General features: G+C 51.1%; 14 protein-coding genes. 7 read left to right on the forward strand and 7 right to left on the reverse strand.

Annotated elements, in window-relative coordinates; genetic code table 11:
* Window positions 1–252 precede the first annotated feature (252 nt).
* Together MK185_14605 and prlC are read right to left on the reverse strand one after the other, a co-directional pair.
* Window positions 253–543, reverse strand: coding sequence for a YheV family putative metal-binding protein (locus tag MK185_14605; GenBank protein ID MCH2041856.1), 291 nt, complete (start codon window positions 541–543; stop codon window positions 253–255).
* Window positions 543–2,609, reverse strand: a complete 2,067-nt coding sequence (gene prlC, locus MK185_14610) for an oligopeptidase A (GenBank protein ID MCH2041857.1) — start codon at window positions 2,607–2,609, stop codon at window positions 543–545. The genes MK185_14605 and prlC overlap by 1 nt, the downstream gene beginning before the upstream one ends.
* 121 nt (window positions 2,610–2,730) lie before the next feature.
* Here prlC and MK185_14615 point away from each other — a divergent pair, with 121 nt between their 5' ends.
* Window positions 2,731–3,291 (forward strand): gamma carbonic anhydrase family protein, encoded by a 561-nt coding sequence (locus MK185_14615; protein ID MCH2041858.1) that lies wholly within the window; start codon window positions 2,731–2,733, stop codon window positions 3,289–3,291.
* 65 nt (window positions 3,292–3,356) lie between these two features.
* Here the strand turns inward: MK185_14615 and MK185_14620 are convergent, their stop codons facing one another.
* Window positions 3,357–4,136, reverse strand: a complete 780-nt coding sequence (locus tag MK185_14620) for a hypothetical protein (protein MCH2041859.1) — start codon at window positions 4,134–4,136, stop codon at window positions 3,357–3,359.
* 208 nt (window positions 4,137–4,344) lie between these two features.
* Between MK185_14620 and MK185_14625 the strand changes: the two genes are divergently transcribed.
* The 3 genes from MK185_14625 (at window position 4,345) to MK185_14635 (ending at window position 8,620) form a co-directional block, all read left to right on the forward strand.
* Window positions 4,345–5,067 (forward strand): YebC/PmpR family DNA-binding transcriptional regulator, encoded by a 723-nt coding sequence (locus MK185_14625; protein MCH2041860.1) that lies wholly within the window; start codon window positions 4,345–4,347, stop codon window positions 5,065–5,067.
* A 228-nt stretch (window positions 5,068–5,295) separates the two neighbouring features.
* Entirely contained in the window at window positions 5,296–6,939 is a 1,644-nt protein-coding gene (locus tag MK185_14630) for a choice-of-anchor I family protein (protein ID MCH2041861.1), read from the forward strand.
* Between the two features lie 292 nt (window positions 6,940–7,231).
* Window positions 7,232–8,620 (forward strand): purine permease, encoded by a 1,389-nt coding sequence (locus MK185_14635; GenBank protein MCH2041862.1) that lies wholly within the window; start codon window positions 7,232–7,234, stop codon window positions 8,618–8,620.
* Window positions 8,621–8,685: 65 nt separating this feature from the next.
* On the opposite strand, the gene MK185_14640 is transcribed toward MK185_14635, so the two are convergent.
* Together MK185_14640 and MK185_14645 are read right to left on the reverse strand one after the other, a co-directional pair.
* Entirely contained in the window at window positions 8,686–9,417 is a 732-nt protein-coding gene (locus tag MK185_14640; protein MCH2041863.1) for a LytTR family DNA-binding domain-containing protein, read from the reverse strand.
* Window positions 9,417–10,499 carry a histidine kinase gene (locus MK185_14645; GenBank protein ID MCH2041864.1) on the reverse strand — a complete coding sequence of 361 codons (1,083 nt, stop codon included), beginning with the start codon at window positions 10,497–10,499 and terminating at the stop codon, window positions 9,417–9,419. Before MK185_14645 ends, MK185_14640 begins: the two co-directional genes overlap by 1 nt.
* 187 nt (window positions 10,500–10,686) lie before the next feature.
* Between MK185_14645 and argH the strand changes: the two genes are divergently transcribed.
* Window positions 10,687–12,084 (forward strand): argininosuccinate lyase, encoded by a 1,398-nt coding sequence (argH, locus tag MK185_14650; protein MCH2041865.1) that lies wholly within the window; start codon window positions 10,687–10,689, stop codon window positions 12,082–12,084.
* 91 nt (window positions 12,085–12,175) lie between these two features.
* Here argH and MK185_14655 read toward each other — a convergent pair whose 3' ends face one another.
* Window positions 12,176–12,463 (reverse strand): FUSC family protein, encoded by a 288-nt coding sequence (locus tag MK185_14655; GenBank protein MCH2041866.1) that lies wholly within the window; start codon window positions 12,461–12,463, stop codon window positions 12,176–12,178.
* Between the two features lie 205 nt (window positions 12,464–12,668).
* Between MK185_14655 and MK185_14660 the strand changes: the two genes are divergently transcribed.
* Together MK185_14660 and MK185_14665 are read left to right on the forward strand one after the other, a co-directional pair.
* Entirely contained in the window at window positions 12,669–13,598 is a 930-nt protein-coding gene (locus tag MK185_14660; protein MCH2041867.1) for a histone deacetylase, read from the forward strand.
* 132 nt (window positions 13,599–13,730) lie between these two features.
* Window positions 13,731–14,879 carry a hypothetical protein gene (locus MK185_14665; GenBank protein ID MCH2041868.1) on the forward strand — a complete coding sequence of 383 codons (1,149 nt, stop codon included), beginning with the start codon at window positions 13,731–13,733 and terminating at the stop codon, window positions 14,877–14,879.
* Here MK185_14665 and MK185_14670 read toward each other — a convergent pair.
* On the reverse strand, window positions 14,870–15,898 hold the full coding sequence (locus MK185_14670) for a LysR family transcriptional regulator (GenBank protein MCH2041869.1): 1,029 nt from the start codon (window positions 15,896–15,898) through the stop codon (window positions 14,870–14,872). The genes MK185_14665 and MK185_14670 overlap by 10 nt on opposite strands.
* Window positions 15,899–15,935 lie beyond the last annotated feature (37 nt).

The following is a 15,935-nucleotide window of genomic DNA, read 5'->3' on the forward strand; positions in this document are numbered from 1 at the left end:
AAGTCACAATGCGAGAACTGGCCGTATAAAGACCATAAAAAAACCCCACTAGCCATCCTGGTTAGCGGGGTTCTTTAAGAACCGGATAAATCCGGTCATATCAGGGTGCTGGATCGGCTTTGCTGATCAGTCGCTCTACAGAGTCGCAAGACTGGCACAACAGTACCGTAGCATTGTCGAGCAGATTACTGGGGTATTCGCTTGAACACAAGTTTAATTATGTAATGAGCAACACTCCGAAAAGTCTAATGATTACTCATTAGAATTATCTAAACCAATGATCTTCAATGGTTTTTCGTCGTCATCCAAGACGGCCTTTCCAACTGGAGTAACTCGTGTTGCAAGGCCCTCAGCCTGTTCCCGGCGAGCCTGATCTTCTGCGGCCTGCTCAGTGGAAGTCTGAATAAAGCCACAACTGATGCATTCACGCACCTCCTCATCGTCATCGTTGCGATAGATCACTGTGCGATCCATTTCAGAGCACTTAGGACAGACGACACCAGCGACAAAACGTCTTGGCTTTTTCGTTTGTTGGTATTCCATCAGGCGATTTCCTCCAACTCAATACCTGAGTGACGTAACAGGGGTTCTACCGATGGCTGACGGCCACGGAAGTTTGCAAACAACTCAGAGGCTTCGCGACTGCCACCCTGACTCAGAATTTCATTTAAGAAGTGCATTCCGGTATCTCGGTTAAAGATGCCGTCTTCTTCAAATTTCGAGAACGCATCCGCACTGAGCACTTCAGCCCACTTGTACGAGTAGTAACCTGCGGCGTAACCACCGGCAAAAATATGGCTGAAGCTGTGCTGGAAACGATTAAATTCAACCACCGGCACCACGGTGACCTGATCCCGTACCTGAGAAAGAATCTGATCCGGTGTGATTGGATTTTCGCGGCTGTATTCACGGTGCAAGCGGAAATCGAACAAAGCAAATTCCAGCTGGCGCATCATCATCATGGCACTCTGGAAGTTCTTCGCCGCCAGCAGTTTATCCAGCAATTCCTGCGGTAAGGGCTCGCCTTGTTGGTGATTGTCATCCGCTTCAAAACGACCAGAAATAAAGGCCAGTGCTTCCGGCTCGTAACACCAGTTTTCCAGGAACTGACTTGGCAGCTCGACGGCATCCCAGGCCACACCGTTAATACCACTGACGGCGCCCACATCAATCTGTGTCAGCATGTGGTGTAAGCCATGTCCAAACTCGTGGAACAAGGTGGTCAGCTCATCGTGAGTCAGCAATGCTGGCGTGTCACCTACCGCCGGGCTGAAGTTGCAAACCAAATAAGCCACCGGCAGCTGCAGGCCATCAACGGTCTGACGACGGATGCGACAGTCATCCATCCAGGCACCACCGCGTTTTTTCTCACGGGCATACAAGTCGAGATAGAAGGCTGCGATTTGTTGGCCGTCTTTTAATACATGGAAGAAGCGTACATCCGGGTGGTAAGTATCGAAGCTGGCTTGTTCTTCAAACTCGATGCCATACAAACGGGCAACCGTCTCAAACATCCCTTTAACCACGGTATCAATCGGCAGGTAAGGGCGGATATCTTCCTGCGAAATGGCGTAACGACTCTGACGTAATTTCTCGGCATAGTAAGTGATATCCCATGGCTCAAGTTTGATCACCTGATGTTCGTCACGGGCAAACTGTTCCAGTTCTTCAAACTCACGCTGTGCCTGCGGGCGCGCTTTAGCGGCCAGATCGTTCAGGAAATCGATCACTTCCTGAGCATTACCCGCCATTTTAGTGGCTACTGAATATTCGGCATAGTTATCAAAGCCCAGCAAACGCGCCAGCTCGTAACGCAGTGCCAGAATCTCTTCCATATTGGTGCTGTTATCAAACTCACCGGCATTCGGACCCTGCTCCGAAGCACGCGTCACAAACGCGGTGTATACTTCCTGACGTAACTCACGGCGGTCAGCGTACGTCATGATGGGCAGATAAGACGGAAAATCCAGCGTGACCTTGTATTTACCCTCTTCACCGGCCAGCTGTGCCAACAAGCCAACCGCACTTTCCGGTAAACCCGCCAGCAGTGCCGGGTCATCAATTTCTTTACTCCAGGCCTGAGTGGCATCCAGTACGTTTTCACCAAACTTGCTGGTTAGCTCCGATAAGCGCTGCTTAATTTCGCCATAACGGGCCTTTTTATCGCCTTCCAGATCCACCCCACTTAACCGGAAGTCGCGCAATGCGTGCTCAATGGTGGTTTGTTGCGCTGTGGATAAGGTAGCGAACTCGTCGCTGTTACGCAGCGCCTGATAGGCATCGAATAGATCGCGATTCTGACCCATTTCCGTGCTGTATTGGCTCAGTAAAGGTAAGCATGCGTTGTAAGCATCACGCAGTTCGTCGGTATTCAGCACTCCGTTTAAATGACCCACTGGCGACCAGGCTTTGGATAACTCATCGTCCCATTGCTCAATCGGTGCCACCAGCGAATTCCAGCTTGGTGTTGTGCCTTTCAGCTCAGTCAGTAACTGGTTAATTCGCTCGCGGTTCTGGTTCAGCCGCTGCTCCATTGCCGGAACCACCTGGTCGGCTTGGATGGACGAAAATGGCGGCAGCAGGTGTTCTTCTAACAGCGGGTTGCTCATATCAAAAGGTATCCGGGTGCTTAAATCTGTGAATACGAAATAAAAAGGTGAATAGCATTTGTTAATCAGATTGGGTCAAATAGCGGGTAATTCAAGCGCAGAACAACAGATGAGAGAGCGTATGGCTGAGATTAGCAGCAAAGTCGTCCGGAAATATCAGGGCACTGAACCGAAACTGGGCGAGCGGGTCTTCGTTGACCGCAGTGCCGTGGTCATTGGGGATGTTGAAATGGGCGACGACGTCTCAGTTTGGCCATTAACAGTGATTCGTGGCGATATGCACCACATACGCATTGGTGCCCGCACCAGTGTTCAGGATGGCTCGGTACTCCATATCACCCACGCCAGCGACTTTAACCCCGGTGGTTATCCACTGATCATTGGTGAAGACGTCACCATTGGCCACCAGGCAATGTTGCATGGCTGCACCATTGGTGACCGTGTTCTGGTTGGTATGAAGTCGATGATTATGGATGGCGCCGTGGTGGAAGATGAAGTCATCATTGCCGCCGGGGCCGTCGTCACACCCGGAAAGGTGCTGGAGAGCGGGTATGTCTACAAAGGTAACCCGGCAAAACAAGCCCGCCCGATTTCAGAGAAAGAACGCAAGTTCTTCACTTACAGCGCTGGCAACTATGTGCGTCTGAAAGATAAACATCTGGATGAAGGGTTTGATAACTAGCAGAACAAAAAAGCCGCACCCCGGCGTGTTGCAGGCGTGCGGCCTTGTTTCTGGCATCAGCGCATTTAATTGCCAGCAATCGCAGTGGCAGGCCCGACACAAGCATAACCGGCATGGTCTTCACAGGTTTCCAGCAAGGTGCGTTCGCCCAGACTGTTCCAGGTACTGATACTCACCGGATGGGCTTCGCCCGTGTTAATGCGGGCAGTGACGGCTTTACCACTCAAGTCGCTGCGGATCAGGGTTTTATATTTCTTTGAGGGCTGCCCCTGAGAATACTGAGTGCCCACCGATTCCTCGCGGCCTGCAGAATAATCCACCTCCAGCTCAGCACTGACTGGATCACTCCCTTCAAACTCAAGCGTGCAATCGGACAGCTGTCGGACGGTATAATTGCGGCGGTTGCCGTAGTCGTAACCGGGGCCGCCATCCAGTGTCAGTGTCCAGATTTCGATGCCATTGCTATTGGTGTAGTTAATGGTGCTGGTGAGTCCGTTACTGGTTGCACTCCAGCTTGGCCCCTGGTTTTCCCGGCCATCATCCTTGGCATCAACGACTTCAATCAGTGCTCGCCTTACATCCTGAAAACGGAATTCTGGGTCGGGAGCGGTAATCACAGGGACTTGCAGTGAATAACCAGGGTATTCCGGCATCGGAAAGGAGTAGCCCCGCCACTGACCTGCGCTGCAATCGCGTTTAGCCACATCACCGAGACTACTGCCACCACCCGGATTAGCACCACCACTGAGCGGGTCGGCATTGCCGGGGGTTGAGCCATCCGAGCTGGAACCGCCACCGCATGCCGCCAGTATAAGGGTCAGAGGTAAAACAGAGACAAGACGCACATCGTATTCCTTTTTTATTGATAATTAGATTATTTTATAGCATTCATCACCGGGAGAAAGGTTGTTGCTACTTTTTTGTGATAGCCCCCTCAATAAAACCGGTGCCATATCAACAGTACGACGCTCGCTCCCAACACAGACTCGCGCTACAATCAGCGCTGATTTTTAAACCCTATCTCTAAAGAACAAAACGGACAGACGATTTCCCATGGGCAGAGCGTATCAAAACCGTAAAGAGTCGATGGCTAAAACGGCCGCAGCAAAAACCAAGGTCTATTCCAAATATGGCCGTGAAATTTACATGACAGCCAAGGCCGGTGGTTCTGACCCATCTGGCAACCTGTCACTGCGCTCCCTGATCGACCGTGCTAAAAAAGACCAGGTTCCGTCTCACGTTATCGATAAAGCCATCGCCAAAGCAGAAGGTGGCGCGGGTGAAGATTTCCAGCCAGCGCTGTATGAAGGTCTGGCTCCGGGCGGCGCGATGGTGCTGATCAGCGCATTAACCGATAACCCGAACCGTACCTTTGGTGAAATCCGGGGTGTTTTCTCCAAGTGTAAAGCCAAGCTGGGTACCCAGGGCTCAGTGAGCCACAGCTTTGAACACTGTGCGATGTTTGTATTCCCGGGTGAAGACGAAGAAGCGGCACTGGAAGCGCTGATGATGGCCGACGTGGATGTGGGCGAAATCGAATGTGAAGACGGTATGATTTCCGTTCAGGTTCCGCCAACGGAGTTCTTCAAAACCAAAACCGCACTGACCGAAATGGATGAAAACATCGATTTCGAAATGCAGGAAATCACTTACCTGCCACACGCTGAGCACGAAATCGCTGCCGATAACGTTGAAGCCTTCGAGCGTTTCATCAATCTGATGAACGAACTGGAAGATGTGCAGGAAATCTACCACAACGGTAGTTACGCCAGCTAAGCACTGATTCGCACGCGCCAGTTTATAAAAGCCGTCAGCACCTTGTGCTGACGGCTTTTTTCGTTCGGCATTTAACCGCCAGGGAAGGGCGACACCTGCCACCAGCTGGTGCAATTTCGCCAATCCACCGAATTGTTACATAGCGCAATATAACAGTAATTTTTTTGTCATTTTCCGCTGCCAACCTCTGCAACCAATTTTAAGCAATCGGCTCAGCGGAATATCGACATGGGAAAAAAACTACTGGCTATGGCCATCAGCGGCGCTTTGTTAAGTGCTTGTGGCAGCGATGATAACAACAAAAACGCCAATAACGATGGCGCTCAGGGCGCCCCGGCAGCACCGGTAACGTCAAAAGCGACCGGCGCGATTACCAAGATTGGTCAGTATCAGTCGGGGATTTACGACGATGGCGGTGCTGAGATTGTCTCCTTTGACGCCAGCACAGATAAGTTGTTTGTAGTGAACTCCGGTGATGCCACCATCGACGTTCTTGATCTGAAAGATCCGGCTAACCCCCAAAAACTGACCACCATCGATGTTAAAGCAGCCAGCGTAAACGGCTTTACCGCAGGCGGAGCTAACAGCGTCGCGGTAAAAAATGGCAAGCTGGCAGTGGCGGTCGAAAACGACAACAAGCAGGGCAACGGCCAGGTTTACTTTTACAACAGCGATAGCCTGTCATTTATTGGTGCTGCAGCTACCGGTGCGCTGCCGGATATGGTCACTTTCACACCCAACGGCGACTATGTATTAAGTGCCAACGAAGGCGAGCCAAACGATGCCTACGACAACGATCCGGAAGGTTCTGTTTCCATCATCAAAGTCTCTGACCTGACGGTTCGAACCGCTGATTTTTCTGACTTTAACCAGGATAAACAAAGCCTGATTGAAAAGGGTGTTCGTATCGGCGGTCCTGCGGGTACTACCGTTGCTCAGGATCTGGAGCCAGAATACATCACCGTTGATCGCGACAATCAAACCGCTTACGTTGCTTTGCAGGAAAACAATGCGATTGCCGTGGTTAACATCGCAGATGCAGAGGTAACGTCGGTTTTGCCACTGGGCTATAAAGATCACAGCCAGGCCGGTAACGGCCTCGATGCCAATAAAAACGATGAAGCGGCCAACATCGAACTATTGCCGATACTGGGCATGTATCAGCCAGATTCAATCGCCAGCTTTATGGCAAACGACGGCAAAACCTACATCGTCACCGCTAACGAAGGGGATGGCCGCGACTACGATGGTTTTAAAGACGAAGCGGACCTGCAGGACCTGAACCTGGACGCAGCGGCCTTCAGTTCAGCCATGCGCACCCGGCTGGGTGACAAAGACGGCCTTGGTGACCTGACCGTTGCCAATAACATCGGCGACAGCGACAACGATGGCGACTTCGATAAAGTTTATGCCTACGGCGCTCGTTCTTTCTCCATCTGGAACAGCAGTATCCAACAGGTATTCGACTCCGGCGACCAGTTCGAACAAAAAGTAAAAGAAGTCGCCCCAGACAACTTCAACGCCAGTAACGATAAAAATAAAATCGACAACCGCAGTGACAACAAAGGTCCGGAGCCGGAAGGCCTGGCGCTGGCAACTCTGGGAGATGAGACGTTTGCATACATCGGTCTGGAACGTCAGGGTGGCATTATGGTGTACAACATCACCGATCCGGCAATGCCTGAATTTGTTCAGTACTTCAGTGACCGTAACTTCGCTGTAGAGGCGGATGAAAACAACGCTGCAGCTGCAGGTGATCTTGCACCAGAGGGGATGTTGTTTATCTCTGCGAGTGATAGTCCAAGTGGCAAACCATTGCTGGTTGTTGGTAATGAGGTCAGCGGCACGACTTCAGTTTACGAAATCCGTTAATCCTCGACTACCCAGTCAGTTAATCAAAGTTTCACCACTGACCGAAGCCGCTGCGGCATATCCGCTGCGGCTTTTTTGCACCAACAATAACCATTTGGTCAGCATCTGCCCCGATTCGGGGTGGATGCTATAAGCCAACACAGCAGAACATACCGGTCCATGCGTCTGTGTTCGTATTTTTTACCGCTAATTTTCAACAACTTAGCTTGTTCTCTAATTTTTTATAACCGGTTGGTCAGCTTATTGCTAACAGTAGCGCAGATAACAAACCCAAACCCTGTGGAGAATACTCATGTCGGATTCTGCGCCTTCCGAACTGCTATACGGCTTAAACGATAAACCGCCTGCCCCGGCTGCTTTTCTGGCAGCCCTGCAGCATATGCTTGCCAGCTTTGTTGGCATTATTACCCCGACTCTGATCATCGGTGGAGTGCTGGGATTAGGGGCAGAAATCCCATACCTGATCAGCATGGCGCTGATAGTATCCGGTGTTGGTACCTTTATTCAGGCACGCCGCTTTGGCCCGGTGGGCTCTGGGTTGGTCGCAATTCAAGGCACCAGCTTCGCGTTTCTTGGCGCAATCCTGGCTGCCGGTTTTATTGCCAAGAGCAAAGGGGGTGGCCCGGAAGAAATACTGTCGCTGATTTTCGGAGTGTGTTTTTTGGGTGCGTTCATCGAAATATTCCTCAGCCAGTTCCTTCACAAGCTGAAAACCATCATTAATCCGCTGGTCACTGGCATTGTGATCACCACCATCGGTTTCTATCTGATCAAAGTTGGGATGACAGATCTCGCCGGTGGTTTTAAAGCACCAGACTTTGGCAGCCCGGAAAATCTGACATTGGGTGGTTCGGTATTACTGCTGATTATCATCATGAACCAGAGCAATAACCCGATTCTGCGCTCAGGTGCGATCTTCTTTGGTCTGGTGGCTGGTTTTATTGCGGCCTTTTTTATGGGTAAGGTCGATTTTAGCAAACTGGCAGATATGGATTGGTTTGCACTGCCACTGCCGTTTAAATATGGCTTCTCATTCGATATTGAGGCCTTTATTCCGGTTGCTCTGATTTACCTGATCACTGCGATCGAATCATCAGGCGATCTGACCGCAACCTCGATGATTTCGCGTCAATCGATAAATGACGACGCGTACCGTCAGCGAATTCGTGGTGGGGTTTTGGCCGATGGATTTAACTCGATGATTGCCGCGGTATTTAATACCTTCCCGAACACTACCTTCAGTCAGAACAACGGTGTGATTCAACTGACCGGAATCGCCAGTCGTTATGTGGCATTCTGGGTTGCCGGAATCCTGATTGTGCTGGGTTTATGCCCGATGATTGGTGGAGTCTTCCAGCAATTGCCTAAACCCGTATTAGGTGGCGCAACACTGGTGATGTTTGGCACCATCGCTGCTGCGGGCATCCGCATTCTGGCAACCTTGGAACTGGATCGCCGCACCATGTTAATCATGGCAGTGTCGTTTGGTCTTGGCCTTGGGGTTGCTATGGTTCCGAACCTACTGCAGGAAATGCCAAAGCTGGTTCAGAACCTGTTTGGCTCTGCCGTAACGGTGAGTGGTTTGAGTGCCATCATTCTCAACACACTGCTTCCACGTCGCGATGCAGCAGCAGTCGATACAACCACAACCGACATCAATGGCGCTGAAACGACCGCCTGATCCACGATCTGCAACAGCATAAAAAGCCTGCATTATGCGGGCTTTTTGCTGCATACCAGCCAACATTAAAGCGCTTTCATCGCTTTGCGAACCGCAGGCAAATGGCGCCGGCTCACCGCAATGCCCTCTGATAATCCTTTCAGGAATAACTGATGGCCGCCTTCATCCAACGTCTCGAGACGTTCAATACGTGCCAACGACACTAACGCACTGCGATGCACACGCAGAAAGTGTGCACCAAATTCCTCTTCAAGTTGTTTCAGCGAATCATCTATCAGGGTTTCACCCTGGGTGTGATGAACGTTGACGTACTTTTGGTCGGCGTAAAAATAAAAGACATCGGTTAACGGTATCAGCTGCATACCGGTGTGAGTGCGCGCACTGATATGGGTACGACAGCCGCCCCGGTCTTCCTGCTCCTCCGGGAGTTGATCCAGCCATTGAGCCGTGCGTTGTAACGCCCGTCTCAGATCATCCTTGGCAATCGGCTTCATTAAATAGTCGATGGCCTTTACCCGGAACGCCTGCAATGCGTGCTCATCGTAAGCCGTACAAAATACCACCAGAGGAACCTGCTCAAACTGCTGTAATTCTTCAGCGACTTGTAATCCGGTTTTACCCGGCATCTGAATATCCAGTAGCACCAAATCACATTTATGCTGGCGCAACCAGGACAAGGCCGCTTCGCCGTCACCAGCTTCGGCAACCCATTCGAAATCGCTGTGTTCGAGCAATAATCGTTTCAGCCGTTCTCGCGCCAGTGGTTCGTCATCCACCAGCAATACACGATACCCCATTACTTAATCTCCCCATCTGGCTTTGCCTGCGGTAGATACAACTGCGCCATATAGTGCTGTCCTGAATCTTCAATTCGCAGCTCTGCTAACTGCGACTCGTCACTGATGGCCTCGAGACGTGCGCGAATATTCGCCTGCGCCATGTGATTCCCGTGATCGGTTACAACCGAAGAATCTTTTGAATTACGGATTTCTAACAACCAGCCAGCGGTTTTCTGAGTCAGAGTAATTGTGATAAAGCCGCCTGTAATCGAAGGCTGGATGCCATGGTAGACAGCGTTTTCCAGTAGCGGCTGCAGCAATAACTGCGGCACCTTTAATTCCGGTAGCTCCGGGGGCAATACAAAATTGACCGTCATACGATCGCCCAAACGTACCTGTTCAATATCGAGGTAGCGTCGCCCAAGCTCAATCTCCTGAGTAATCGGCACCAGTTTATCGTCGGCTTTTAAAACAGCCCGAAACAACTGTGCCAGATCCACCAGCATACGCTCAGCTTTATCCGGATCGATAACAATTAATGAGGCAACAGTATTCAGAGTGTTAAAAAAGAAGTGCGGACGAATATTGGCCTGCAATGCAGCCAGGCGCGACTTCAGCTCTGCCTGGGTTTTCAAGCGCCACTGACTTTGTACGTAAAAATAACGCAACGCCATCATTGCAAAAATAGCTGCAATCACCTGATTACGCAGCACCCACGGCCAATCAATACCGGGCCTGTCCATAGGCCAGATGTATTCCCCCAGCAGACTTACCGATACGGTTACTGCCTGTGTAATCAACATCGCAACCGCCGAAGCGCTGACGACATGCAGACGTGACATCAGTACCCGTAGCTGACAAAGGATCGCTACTGTTAACAACGCCACCCACTGTACAAACAGAGAGACAATCGCGAAGCGTTGCCAGGAAAAGCCGGGCAGTCCGGTCTCGATCAGGGTTAATGCCAAGACCAGCGCCTCACTGAGAATCAACAGAAACATCACCGCTCGGGTGTTACACAGGTCGGGCAGAAAAAACGCTTCTAGCAAGTCCTGCTGTTTTTCATGTTCGGCTTTTTTATCGTTATTGCTGAAAGCCACGGAGATCCCTGATTTCTGGTTGGAATAACGGCTTAGTCTCCGATGTGTCAGCAATTACCGCAAGGTATCTGTGACCAAATGGTGGTGAAACAGGGACAGAATGCGTAGTGGTTGGTTATAATCCGCCGCCATAACGCTGTCCGCCTGCCAAGAATGCAGGCGCCCGTCGAATAATTAGAGGTGTGATATGACTGATCAGAACCAAACCAACTCATCTTGGGGTGGCCGTTTTTCCGAACCAACAGACGCCTTTGTTGCGCGTTATACCGCTTCGGTGAACTTCGATCAGCGTATGTACGCTCAGGACATTCAAGGCTCTGTGGCACACGCAAAAATGCTGTGCAAAGTGGGCGTACTGAACGAGCAGGAGCGTGACGATATCCTGCGTGGTCTCGAAGAAGTTCGCCAGGAAATCGAAAGCGGCAACTTCAACTGGTCGGTTGAGCTGGAAGATGTCCATATGAACATCGAAGCCGCTCTGACCGCTAAGATCGGCATTACCGGTAAAAAGTTACACACCGGCCGTTCTCGCAACGACCAGGTGGCAACCGATATTCGTCTGTACATGCGAGATGAAATTGATGTGATTGCTGCCGAGCTGACCCGTTTGCAACAAGGCCTGATTGAGCTGGCAGAGAAAGAAGCCGACACCATTATGCCGGGGTTCACTCACCTGCAAACCGCGCAGCCGGTAACTTTCGGTCACCACTTGCTGGCCTGGAACGAAATGCTGGAGCGTGATTACGCACGCCTGATGGACTGCCGTAAGCGTATCAATATTCTGCCATTAGGCGCGGCGGCTCTGGCCGGTACCACGTATCCGATTGACCGCTTTTACACCGCTGAACTGCTGGGCTTTGATCGCCCGACAGAAAACAGCCTGGACTCCGTATCCGACCGTGACTTCGCCATCGAATTCACCAGCGCAGCGTCGCTGATTATGATGCACATGTCGCGCTTCTCCGAAGAGCTGGTGCTGTGGGCTTCGGCTCAATTCCAGTTCATCGATCTGCCAGATCGTTTCTGCACCGGCTCATCCATCATGCCGCAGAAGAAAAACCCGGATGTGCCTGAACTGGTTCGTGGTAAAACCGGTCGCGTGTATGGCCATATGATTTCTCTGCTGACGCTGATGAAGTCGCAGCCACTGGCGTACAACAAAGATAACCAGGAAGATAAAGAGCCGCTGTTCGATACCGTCGATACCCTGCGTGACTCCCTGCGTGCCTTCGCAGACATGGCGCCACACCTGCAGCCGAAGAAAGAATTCATGTACGAAGCTGCCAAGCGTGGTTTCTCCACCGCAACCGACCTGGCTGACTACGTTGTGCGCAAAGGTATTCCATTCCGTGATGCCCACGAGATTGTCGGTAAAGCCGTGGCTTATGGCATCGAGAGCAACAAAGACCTGAGCGATATGACACTGGCAGAGCTGCAACAGTTCTCCGATGAAATCACTGCGGATGTGTTCGATGTATTAACGCTGGAAGGTTCAGTAGCTGCTCGTGATCATATTGGTGGCACCGCACCGGATCAGGTGCGTGCGGCATCGGCTCGCGCGAAAGAAGCACTGGCTAAGCGTTAAGCACCCGCCCTCAAGAACAAAAAGCCCGTTATGGAGTGATCTGTAACGGGCCTTTTTATTGGGAGCTGATTCCGGTGTTCAGAACCAGGAATTAGCTACCAGTCTTCAACGCTGCATCTCTGCGCTTAAACCAGCTTGCCACATTCACCACTGTCACAAAGCGGAACACCAAAACCGCGTGGATAAAGCCAATAATGCCAGCCATGGCGTAATTACCAGCCGTCATCATATCCCACACCATGGCGGGTAAAACCAGAATCGGAAACCAGGCAAAAAAACGGTAAAACACTTTCTCAAAGCGTGATATCGCCGGGTTTTTATCTTCAACCGGCGCTTCGGTCACCACCTTCTGCTGTATCTTTTTACTCTTTTTCGCCATTAACCTGCTCCCGTGTGAGCGGATGCCGCGGCATCTGCTGTGTTATTTTTTATTCAACGGACAGCAGACCACAGCCTGCAGGTCAGTCACACTGGTCTTTAGTCGAAGATGGGCAAGCCGCCGGAACCGGTGCAATGCCCGACAAGATGCAATTTTTGCCAATGAACCGCACAATAACGACTTTGATACTCAACCGAGAGTTCACGTGTTACCACTGGTTTATCATTCGAATTATTCCTGCCCGTTTCCGGAAAACCATCGCTTTGTGATGTCTAAATTCCGCCGCCTGCACGCATATTGCGAACAGCAAGGATTAATCGGCAGCAGCAACCTGTTCCAGCCCGAATCCGTCAGCAAAGCAGTGATGAGCATTGCTCATGACATGGATTATCTGCAGATGATCAGTGAGCAGAATGACGACACCGATCCGGTTAATAAAAAAGCCTGGCGACGGATTGGCTTGCCCTGGAGTCAGGGTTTGGTTGATCGGACTTTCACGGCGCCCAATGGCACCCTGTTAACGGCGCAGTTGGCGTTGCAGTATGGTATGGCCAGTCACTTGGCCGGAGGTACTCACCATGCACATCGTAACTTTGGCTCTGGCTTTTGCCTGTTGAATGATCTGGCGTTTGCAGCGTTGTCCTTGCTGCACAATGGTGAGGCAAATAGGGTACTGATTTTCGATCTCGATGTGCATCAGGGCGATGGCACCGCTGCAATTCTGGCCAATGAACCCAGAGCCTTTACCTGTTCGATTCATTGCGAGAAGAACTTTCCGTTCCGTAAATCCGCCAGCGATCTCGACATCGGCCTGGATAAACACCTCAAAGATGATGACTACCTCAATGTTGTTGAAAGCACATTGAGGCAGCTACTGGACGAACTACAGCCGGATATTGTGCTGTACGACGCCGGAGCAGACGTCTGGATCGATGATGAGTTGGGTCATCTGGACATCAGCTGGGAAGGTGTGCAACAACGTGATGAACTGGTACTCAGCGCCTGCCTGCAGCGCCATATCCCAGTAGCAACAGTGATTGGTGGCGGCTACGACCAAAATCATAATCGTCTGGCAATGCGCCACGCAATTGTTGTCGAGTCAGCATCGCATTTGTTTCAACAGTATCTGGACTGATGCAACAACCTGACTTTTTTACACATAAGTGCAAGGGTTAAGCAAAGACTGAGTCCGGTCGTTTACAGTACAATTGTACCGTTTTACTGTATTCAACCATTGATCGACCAAACAATAATAAAGGTTAAAGCCGTGCAACTCTCTCGCCTTGCTCTTACCGTACTGATCCCCTCAATAATGGCTCTGACTGCGTGTTCGGACAACGACTCACCGACAAAGTCGGCTGCACAACCAGAAGAAACACCCCCGCCTGTCAGTGATGACAACGGCGGCGACAACAACGGTGGAACAAATCCAGGTCAGGATATTGATGAAGGTTGCTTGTATGCTGCGGCAGATTATCAGGAGCCGGAAGCACTTCCGATCCAGGAATACCTGGATATCTCTCTCCAAAGCGATACTTACCGTATTCAACAGGGGCAAGAAATGACTTCTGCTGATTCCGACCTGACCGGCACCTGGCTATTGACCCACAATGTTCAGAAGAAAACTTCGACCCGGTATACACAAAAGATCATCACAGACCATCACCGTATGGTGTTTGTCATTCGTGAACGAAATGGAACACTGGAATACGGCCAGTGTACCGGGGCGCAAATTGACGCTAAAACGCTGGCACCCGATTTTATTCCCATGGAAGCAGACTCCGTTGGCGATGAAGCTCGCTTACTGCTCAACCAGGCAGCCAGCTCTGTAAAAATGACGATAGATTCAAACACGTCTATGTCAGGTATCACCCTGAATGGTATCGACGACAGTGATCCCCGAACCCGGGTAGAGTATTCGGGCCAATACAGCAAGGCGGTGAAGATTTCGGCATCGACCAATCCATTTGGAACTCTGTCCCTGAGTGCTTTTGAACTTGCCAGCGATCACAACAATGTTGGCGTTTACTGCACGGTGCTGACACACACTTACGCCAGTACCTCACAGTGTTTGACCCCGGAGATCAGTCGCCGAAGCGACGTCTTTCTCGCCACCCGCGGTGACGGCAATGTGCGCACAGATTTTGGATTCAGTGCAACCAGCGGCAGTTCAAGTGAGCTGCTTATTTTCGGCTACCAGCAAGACAACGGCAGTTTTTACAAGAATTTTATCGCTGAAAAACTCACTGGCCTGCCAAATCAGGGGTCACCTGCTTCCAGCATCAACCTTGCTGTATCGAAGTCACGCATCTCAGGCAACGCCGCAATTCAGGGACTGGTGGGACTGAAACAAGAAATTGCGGGCAGCGCTAATGTCACTATGGATATTCAGGTACCGTTACAGATTCAGCCCTGATCATCGTTCATCACGCCAGGTAAGCAATCCAATATTTGTTGCTTTAACCACATTAAGGCCGGATCTCTGCTGCCCTTGCGGTGCCAGTAAAGGTGCATTTCAACAGCTGATGTCTCTAATGGCAGCGGCGTTATGCGAATACCACCGGCCAGTTCCATCTGACGCGCATAACTTAGCGGCAAGGTCACCAGTAAATCGGTTTCCTTGGCCACTTGCAGCGCCGCATAATAATTCTGACAGCGTAAGCTGATTTCTCGGTTCAGCCCTAGCCGGCTCAGTGCAAAATCCTCAACGCCAGGCCCCTCATTGCGACTGGATACCAAAATGTGACGCGCCTGTGCGTACTGTTCAATGTCCAGTTTCCGTTTCGTCAATTCATGATCTTGACGCATGGCAACCGCCAAACGCTCACAGCCCAGAGGCTGATGCTCAATGTCACTGTTCACGGGTAACAATACGTCAACCGCAAAATCGATCTGACCGCGGCTGAGTTGATTAATCATATCCCGGCGCGGTACCCGCATACTGCGCAGCTGAATGTGCGGTGCAGTACGCTGCAGGTGAACCATCAATGGCGGCAGCGCGGTAAACTCCATGACGTCGCGGGCGGCCAGAGTAAATACCCGACTGGCTTCGGCTGGCTCAAATGCCAGTCCCTCAGCCAATGTTGACTCCAGATCCTGCAGCGCTGACCGAACCCGGTGCACGATGGCTTTTGATAACGGTGTTGGCGCCATTCCTTTACCCGCGCGCTCAAATAAGGGGTCATCAAAGCGTTCCCGCAGACGCGCTAGCGCATGACTCACCGCTGGCTGTGACAGATGCAGTTGCTGCGCCGCTTTGGTCAGATTACCTTCCCGGTAGATTGCGTCGAACACCACAAACAAATTGAGATCGACTCGGGATAAATTAATTTCCTGCATTATTCGCTGAACCATAAATTCATATGCGCAATAGGTTATCAGTAATTCAAGCCACTGAGCAGAACGGTGAACCTTTATAAATCCGGAACTTTGCATCTCATCACGGTTCCAACACCGACACGACAAATACCGC

This window comes from Saccharospirillaceae bacterium, from assembly GCA_022448365.1.
In the GTDB taxonomy this organism is placed as follows: Bacteria; Pseudomonadota; Gammaproteobacteria; order Pseudomonadales; family Oceanobacteraceae; genus Bacterioplanoides.